General features: G+C 49.0%; 1 protein-coding gene. It reads left to right on the top strand.

Annotation, left to right across the window (positions count from 1 at the left end):
* Positions 1–22 precede the first annotated feature (22 nt).
* A partial coding sequence (locus DJ019_RS20805; protein WP_205854228.1) for a hypothetical protein occupies positions 23–247 on the top strand: 225 nt, incomplete at its 3' end.

Below are 247 nucleotides of genomic sequence, written 5' to 3' on the forward strand. Positions count from 1 at the left end.
CGACGAATCAGTGGATGATTCGGTGGACACGGAGGAAGAATCAGTTGAGGAATCCGTTGAGGATTCAGTGGAGACGGAGGACGAATCAGTAGACGATTCGGTGGAAGCGGAGGAAGAATCAGTCGAGGAATCAGTAGAAGATTCGGTGGAAACGGAGGACGAATCAGTAGACGATTCGGTGGAAGCAGATGACGAATCAGTCGAGGAATCGGTAGAAGATTCGGTTGAAACGGAGGACGAATTTTTT

This window comes from Phenylobacterium kunshanense (assembly GCF_003254525.1).
Classification (GTDB): Bacteria; Pseudomonadota; Alphaproteobacteria; order Caulobacterales; family Caulobacteraceae; genus Phenylobacterium; species Phenylobacterium kunshanense.